General features: G+C 64.0%; 8 protein-coding genes. 4 read left to right on the top strand and 4 right to left on the bottom strand.

The window, feature by feature from the left end:
- The 4 genes from RKP46_RS06040 to RKP46_RS06025 form a co-directional block, all read right to left on the bottom strand.
- Positions 1-412 (bottom strand): toll/interleukin-1 receptor domain-containing protein (locus tag RKP46_RS06040; protein WP_311105801.1); only part of this gene is annotated, 412 nt, incomplete at its 3' end.
- Positions 413-474: 62 nt separating this feature from the next.
- On the bottom strand, positions 475-1296 hold the full coding sequence (locus RKP46_RS06035) for a hypothetical protein (RefSeq protein WP_311105800.1): 822 nt from the start codon (positions 1294-1296) through the stop codon (positions 475-477).
- A 275-nt stretch (positions 1297-1571) separates the two neighbouring features.
- Positions 1572-2210, bottom strand: a complete 639-nt coding sequence (pdxH, locus tag RKP46_RS06030) for a pyridoxamine 5'-phosphate oxidase (protein ID WP_311105799.1) — start codon at positions 2208-2210, stop codon at positions 1572-1574.
- A complete protein-coding gene (locus RKP46_RS06025) occupies positions 2207-4033 on the bottom strand; it encodes a PDZ domain-containing protein (protein WP_311105798.1) in 1827 nt (608 codons plus the stop codon). The genes pdxH and RKP46_RS06025 overlap by 4 nt, the downstream gene beginning before the upstream one ends.
- 372 nt (positions 4034-4405) lie before the next feature.
- On the opposite strand from RKP46_RS06025, the gene RKP46_RS06020 reads away from it, so the two are divergent.
- The 4 genes from RKP46_RS06020 to RKP46_RS06005 all read left to right on the top strand — a co-directional run.
- Complete coding sequence (locus tag RKP46_RS06020) at positions 4406-5314, top strand: glutamate/aspartate ABC transporter substrate-binding protein (protein WP_311105797.1); 909 nt, start codon at positions 4406-4408, stop codon at positions 5312-5314.
- Positions 5314-6051 carry an amino acid ABC transporter permease gene (locus RKP46_RS06015; protein WP_311105796.1) on the top strand — a complete coding sequence of 246 codons (738 nt, stop codon included), beginning with the start codon at positions 5314-5316 and terminating at the stop codon, positions 6049-6051. The genes RKP46_RS06020 and RKP46_RS06015 overlap by 1 nt, the downstream gene beginning before the upstream one ends.
- Position 6052: 1 nt before the next feature.
- Complete coding sequence (gene gltK, locus RKP46_RS06010; RefSeq protein ID WP_311105795.1) at positions 6053-6733, top strand: glutamate/aspartate ABC transporter permease GltK; 681 nt, start codon at positions 6053-6055, stop codon at positions 6731-6733.
- 34 nt (positions 6734-6767) lie between these two features.
- Positions 6768-7084, top strand: a 317-nt coding sequence (locus RKP46_RS06005; protein WP_311105794.1) for an ATP-binding cassette domain-containing protein, incomplete at its 3' end; no start/stop codon positions are given.

Raw genomic sequence — 7084 nt, 5'->3', positions numbered from 1 at the left:
GCTGAAAGCGGCGGTCGTCGAGTTCGTGCGCCTGGCGGTGCGCCAACTCGGCGATCGCCGGCGGCAGGTCGCCGCTGGCCGGCATGCGCGCACCGCCGACGAGCAGTGGAACCACGCGCTTGCCCTGGGCAAGCGCGCTCGCCAGCTCGTAGCGCACGAAGTCGTCCGCCTGGTCGAGCCGGCGTCCCTGGGCATTGCTCGCGTTCAGCCAGTCCGGCCCGATCAGCGCGACGACGACGTCGCAGGCGGCGATCTGCTCGGCCAGCACGCGCGTGAAATCTTCACCAGCCTTGATCTGGCCGAGGTCCATGAACACCCGGTCGGCGCCGAAATGCGCCGCCAGGTGGTCGTACAGGCGCCCAGCGTAAGCGATGCTGTCTTCCCGCCGATAGCTGATGAATATTCGGCTCACGGGTCAGCCGGACAGACCGCCAGGCGGCTTCGCTGAGCGTCGTCTGGCGCGCCGCATGGCGGTCAACGACGACGCGCGGGACCCAGTGGATCCTGTGGGCTGAGCTGATCCGTTGCCGGTCGGTCGGGCGTACGGCGGCGGCGATCGCTGTCGCGTTCGTTATGCTCCTGGCTGCCGATGGCCACGGCACCGGCGGTGATCGCGGCGCCGACGAGCAGCGCGGTGCCAATGCCGGCGTGGCTGGGGACGACCTGGTCGAGGCTGCGCATGCGGTTCCGGATCGCCTCGACTTCGCCGGGCGCTGCCCGGCCGACTTCAAGCAGGTCGGGTCCGTTGAGGTGAGCCGTTTGTCCGACGCCGAGAGACTTCGTCGGCCAGGCCTGGCTGGGCGAGCTCAGGCTGACGCGGTCCTCGGCGACGATGACCTGGAGGCGGTCGCCGGGGTCGACGCGAACGAGGTATTCGGTGCCTTCGGAGGCGGCCGTGGCGTATTTCGTGTCGACGCGAAAGTAGCCCCGGGCCTTGACCAGCACTTCACCGAGATAGACGAGAAGGCTGCCCAGCCGCACCTGGCTGTTCGGCTGGACATACGCGCGCGCGCCACTGAAAAAGCTGACCACCGCCGTCGACCGCGCATCGGTGCGCAACTCGTCGCCCGCCTGCAGGGCCATGCCCGGCGTCGCGCGCAGGAGCATGCCTTGGCGGGCGAGGTCGACCCCCGGGGCTTCGTCACTCGCCACCAGTTGGTCGTCACGGACGATGTCGAGGGTGAGCGAGGCACACGCTGTCAGGTTCAGACAGGCGAGCAGGAGCACGAACAGGTGGGCGTGGATCGACCGTGAGCCGTCGGAATGGGCGCTGATTTCTCGTTCTCGCAAGCTCATCGCTTCGTCCCCCAAGGTCATCAGCGGGCTGCACCGCCCGCGTCGCGCAGTCACGCTGCCTCGGCCTCTGCAGGCACCGCACTGCGCCATGTGCCCCGGCGGCTTGCCGGCTGTCCGTCTGCTACCAGGCGCGCCCGAGGTGTGGGCGTACACAACATTATATCGGCCTGCGACAGCGGGCAAGGACGCTTGTTCGACCGCCTGAGCGCCTGCTGGCGATGCGGTCGTCGGTCGCTGGCGCCGGTTCTCGCGTGCGCGCTACGGTCGGGTACGGATCAGGGGGCCAGACGTTCGCGAATCCATTGTCGCGAGTCGTCCAGCCGATAGCGCAGGCGATCGTGCAAGCGACTCTTCCGACCCTGCCAGAATTCCCAGGTGTCGGGTCGCAGGCGGTAACCTCCCCAATGCGGCGGGCGCGGCGGGTCAAGCAGGAAACGCGCCGCATAGTGCGCCGCGTTGGCGACCAGTACACCGCGGTCGGCGATCACCTGGCTTTGTGGGCTGGCCCAGGCGCCGAGGCGTGAATCGAGTGGGCGACTGGCGTAGTAGGCGTCGCTTTCGGTTTCGGTCAGCTTTTCGACCCGGCCCTCGATGCGCACGACGCGCTCGAGTTCAACCCAGTGGAACTGCAGGGCAGCCCATGGGTTGCTCGCCAGCTCGCGTCCCTTGCGACTCTCGTAGTTGGTGAACCAGCTCAGGCCATGTTCGTCGTAGCCCTTGATCAGCACGATGCGCGTCGACGGGCGCTGGCGCTCATCGACGGTGGCCAGCGTCATGGCGTTTGGTTCGGGAAGCTGGGCGGCAAGGGCTTCCTCGAACCACTGGGCGAATTGCGCCAGCGGATCGGCGTGCGATGCGTGTTCACTGAGTTTGCCGCGTTCGTAGTTCTTGCGCAGCGTTGCCAGGTCGGTCATTGTTCGTTGCTTCCGCAATCGGTCGAACACTCGTGTCTGCCCGCCCTGCCCAGCCAGGCGCGGCGCAAAGCGTTGCCGCGCTGAGCAAGATGCAGCTTGTGCCGGTCGGCCGCAGGAGCGGCCAGTTCGACCGAAAAGGCGAGCAGTTCGTCGCGCCGGAAGGCGAGGACCTCGACGCGCTGGCCGGCCTTGCGCCGGCTGAGCAGGCGCTCGAAGCTGTCTGGTGTCACGCGCAGCCCGTCGATGGCAACGAGCAGATCACCCGCTGACAGCCCGGCGACCTGCGCCGGACCGTCGCTGTAGACCGTTGCCAGACGGACTTGGTCGCCAGCATGGGCGGTGTGTACGCCGAGCTGCGGCGTTCTCGACGCAGCGCTGTGCGTCAACCGAACGGCAAACGGCTTGAGCAGTTCGGCGAGTGCCAGATCGTCGGTGCCGTGCACGGCGGCGGTGAAGAAGCCGGCGAGCGGGATTCCGGAGAGCTCTTCGGCAATCCGCTGGAGGTCGTCGTCGTCGATTCCCGGGCTGCCGGCGTCGCGGCCGAAGCGTTGCCAGAGCGTCCGCATGACGTCGTCCAGGCTGACCCGGCCGCCGCTTCCGGCGCGCAGCGTGAGGTCGAGGGCGAGGGCGACGAGCGCACCCTTGGCGTAGTAGTTGACACTGGCATTCGGCGTGTTCTCGTCCGGCCGATAGTGCTTGGTCCAGGCGTCGAAACTCGCTTCAGCCAGCGTCTGAACGTGCCGCCCGGGGGCGCGCTGAACCTTGTCGATTGTCCTGGCGAGCCCGTCCAGCCACTGCCTGCGGCTGATCAGGCGGCAGCGCAGGAGCGTCAGATCGTCATAGTACGAAGTGAAACCTTCGAAAGCCCAGAGCAGCGTCGTGTAGGTTTCAGCCTCGAGCCGATACGGGCAGAAGGCGGCAGGCTTGATGCGCTTGACGTTCCAGGTGTGGAAATACTCGTGGCTGCACAGGCCGAGGAAGGCGCGATAACGTTCGGGTGTGCCGCGCATGCCGGGGTAGGGCAGATCGTCGCGGGAACAGAGCAAGGCCGTCGAGGCGCGATGTTCGAGTCCGCCGTAGGCCTCGTCGACGGCGGTGATCAGGAACACGTAAGCGGGCATCGGTGCGGGCTCGCCGAAGAAGCGAATCTGCCATTCGCAAAGGCGTTGCAGGTCGTTGGTCAGGCGCTTCAGGTCGGCGTCGTGCCGGCCGCTGACGGCGACCTCGTGGCGAATGCCGCAAGCGCTGAAGGCAGCGTGCGCGAAGGTTCCGATTTCAACCGGATGGTCGATCAGCTCGTCGTAGTCGGCGGCGCGGTAGAGGCCAAAGCCATGTGGTTTTGCGCAGCCCTTTTCGCCGGTTGCGGGCGCCAGCGCGGTGGCCACCCGCCAATTCGCAAACGCCTTCCCGCGCGGCGGCTGAATATCGACCAGGCAGGGCAGATGCTCCTGCCCGAGCGGCCGCAGGAAGACGCTGGCGCCGTTGAAGAAGGCGTGCGACTGGTCGAGATGCGCAGCGCGCACCGAGAGATCCCGGGCGTAGACCTGGCAGGTCACGCTCAGCGCGCGGCGCTCTCTGGTCGCTGCCGCCTGCCAGGTCTGCTTGTCGATCTTCTCCAGGCGCAGCGGTCGGCCCGCCGACTCGGCACGGATCGACACGATGTGGCGGGCAAAATCGCGAATCATGTAGCTGCCGGGAATCCAGGCGGGCAGCGCAAAACGCTGGCCACCCGCTGCCGGATTACGCAGCGTGCAGCGAACCTCGAACAGATGCGCGTGCACCTTGCTTGGCTGGATGCGGTAGAGGATGGGCGCCGCTGGCATGCCGTTGCTTCGTTTGATTTGGCTGACGGACTCTCCCGGACGGGTCGCGCCGGCGACCGACGCAGCCCGCACTTGCCGGTGGGCGCGGAAGAGCGGATGGTCATCGCTTTGCTCATCATCCGGAACGTCGGGCGAAAGCTCTGACCTGCAGCCGAATTGTAAGCCATCGGCGCGGTCGAACGGTGAGCGCTGCGCGTACTGCTCTGCGCGCGTTCGCTTGCCTGGCGAGCCGACGGCCGCCTGCGGGCGGCAGATCGCGCGTAAACCATGCGCTGGTCATTGCTTGGTTTCGCGCGCAAGTCGTGCCACAATCATAAATTCCGGGTGTCAACCCGATAAACGATACGTTTTCTGGAGAGGAAGGAGAAGATTATGAAGAAGAATATCAAGCGCCAGGCACTGGCGGCTCTGCTCGCTGTCGGCATGCTCTCGGCGCCACCGCTTTTCGCCCAGGAGCTGACCGGTACGCTGAAGAAGATCAAAGATACGGGGATCATTGCCCTGGGCCATCGCGAGTCGTCGATCCCGTTTTCGTATTACGACGACAAGCAGCAGGTCATCGGCTACTCGCATGAGCTGATGCTCAAGGTCGTCGATGCGGTGAAGACCGAACTGAAGATGGCCAAGCTCGACACCAAGCTGATGCCGGTCACCTCGGCCAACCGCATCACGCTGGTGCAGAACGGTTCGGTCGATATCGAATGCGGCTCGACGACGAACAATACCGAACGTCAAAAGCAGGTCAGCTTCTCGAACAGCATTTTCGTCATCGGGACGCGTCTGATGACGAAGACGAATTCCGGCATCAAGGATTTCCCCGACCTGGCCGGCAAGAACGTGGTGACGACCGCCGGGACGACTTCCGAGCGCCTGCTGCGCCGGATGAACGAAGAAAAGCAGATGAAGATGAACGTGATCAGCGCCAAGGATCACGGCGAATCGTTTCTCACGCTGGAAACCGGTCGCGCGGTTGCTTTCATGATGGACGACGCGCTGCTCTACGGAGAAATGGCCAAGGCCAAGCGCGCCAGCGACTGGGTGGTGGTCGGTACACCGCAGTCTTTCGAAGCGTATGGCTGCATGATGCGCAAGGACGATCCGGCGTTCAAGAAGCTGGTCGACGCGGCGCTGGCCAAGGCGATGACTTCGGGTGAAGCGGAAAAGATCTACGCCAAGTGGTTCCTGCAGCCGATTCCGCCGAAGGGCCTCAATCTCAACTTCCCGCTTTCCGATGTCGTGAAAGCGCTCTACAAGGCGCCTAACGACAAAGCCTTCGACTGATGGCCTACAACTGGAACTGGGGCGTCTTTCTGCAGCCGACGGCGACGGGCGACGATACCTATCTTGGCTGGATGTTCTATGGCTTCAAGATGACCATCGCCCTGTCGCTCTCCGCCTGGCTGATCGCCCTGGCGGTGGGCGCGGTGGTCGGCATCCTGCGCACGGTGCCGAACAAATTGTTGGCGGGAATCGCCACTGCCTACGTCGAGGTCTTCCGCAATATTCCTCTGCTCGTGCAGCTTTTTCTCTGGTATTTCGTCATGCCCGAGCTGCTGCCCGAGCAACTCGGGAATGCGTTCAAGCAGACCAACCCGATACTCCAGCAGTTTCTCGCCTCGATGGTCTGTCTTGCCCTGTTTACCAGCGCGCGGGTGGCCGAACAGGTTCGTTCGGGAATCAATTCGCTGCCGCCGGGGCAGAAGAACGCCGGGCTGGCGATGGGCTTCACGCTGGCGCAAACCTATCGCCATGTCCTCCTGCCGATGGCCGTGCGTCTGATCGTTCCCCCGCTGACTTCCGAGTTTCTTAACATCTTCAAGAACTCGGCGGTCTGCTCGACGATCGGCCTGCTCGAACTGGCGGCGCAGGGCCGGCAACTCGTCGACTATACGGCGCAACCCTATGAATCGTTCATTGCGGTTACCCTTGCCTATCTGACGATCAATGTCGTCGTCATGTTCGGCATGCGCTGGGTCGAAGCACACGTGCGCGTCCCGGGCTATATCGGAGCGAAGTGAGATGCACGAATTCGATTGGTCGTCGATTCCCAACGCGTTGCCCTTCCTCTGGGACGGGATGAAGATCTCGCTCGAGATCACGCTCAGCGCGGTTGTTTTCGGCATCGTCTGGGGTACCGTGCTGGCGCTCATGCGCCTGTCGTCGGTGGCCGTTCTCTCCTGGTTTGCCGCTGCCTACGTCAACCTTTTCCGGGCGGTGCCACTGGTCATGGTGCTGCTGTGGTTCTTCCTCATCGTGCCGCACCTGCTCGAACGTCTCTTCGGTCTGCCGCCGGGGTCGGACGTGCGTCTGGCTTCGGCGATCGCCGGTTTTGCTCTGTTCGAAGCCGCCTACTATTCCGAGATCATTCGCGCCGGAATACAGTCGGTGCCCAAGGGACAGATGGCTGCGGCGAGCGCGCTCGGCATGACCTACGGCCAGTCGATGCGTCTGGTCGTCCTGCCGCAGGCTTTTCGCAACATGGTGCCGTTGCTGCTGACGCAGGGGATCATCCTTTTCCAGGATACCTCGCTCGTCTATGTGTCGGCGCTCGCCGACTTTTTCGGCGCGGCTTACAAGGTGGGCGATCGCGATGGGCGGCTGGTTGAACTGCTGCTCTTTGCCGGCGCGGTCTATTTCATCATCTGCTTTGCCGCATCGCGGCTGGTGCGCCACTTCCAGAACCGGATGAAAACCGCTTGAGCGATCGCGGCAGCGCAGACGCAAGGAGTATCCGATGATTTCGATGAACAAGGTCAGCAAGCATTTCGGCACGTTCCAGGTGCTTACCGACTGTACGACGCAGGTGCACAAGGGAGAAGTGATCGTCGTCTGCGGGCCTTCGGGTTCGGGCAAGTCGACGCTGATCAAGTGTGTCAATGGGCTGGAGCCTTTCCAGAGTGGCGAGATCATCGTCAACGGCGTATCGGTCGGTGATCCGAAAACCAATCTGTCGAAGTTGCGTTCGACGGTTGGCATGGTCTTCCAGAACTTCGAGCTCTTCCCGCACATGAAGATCATCGACAACCTGTGCATTGCCCAGGTCAAGGTGCT

This window comes from Accumulibacter sp. (assembly GCF_031732815.1).
Lineage (GTDB): Bacteria > Pseudomonadota > Gammaproteobacteria > Burkholderiales > Rhodocyclaceae > Accumulibacter.
Note: the sequence above shows the minus strand (reverse complement) of the source record. Positions and strands in the feature narration are given on the sequence as shown.

Excerpts from the sequence above, each read along its gene's own strand:
- RKP46_RS06035 (WP_311105800.1), bottom strand. The coding sequence starts at position 1,296 with ATGAGCTTGCGAGAACGAGAAATCAGCGCCCATTCCGACGGCTCACGG.
- RKP46_RS06015 (WP_311105796.1), top strand. The coding sequence starts at position 5,314 with ATGGCCTACAACTGGAACTGGGGCGTCTTTCTGCAGCCGACGGCGACG.
- pdxH (WP_311105799.1), bottom strand. The coding sequence starts at position 2,210 with ATGACCGACCTGGCAACGCTGCGCAAGAACTACGAACGCGGCAAACTC.
- RKP46_RS06025 (WP_311105798.1), bottom strand. The coding sequence starts at position 4,033 with ATGCCAGCGGCGCCCATCCTCTACCGCATCCAGCCAAGCAAGGTGCAC.
- gltK (WP_311105795.1), top strand. The coding sequence starts at position 6,053 with ATGCACGAATTCGATTGGTCGTCGATTCCCAACGCGTTGCCCTTCCTC.
- RKP46_RS06020 (WP_311105797.1), top strand. The coding sequence starts at position 4,406 with ATGAAGAAGAATATCAAGCGCCAGGCACTGGCGGCTCTGCTCGCTGTC.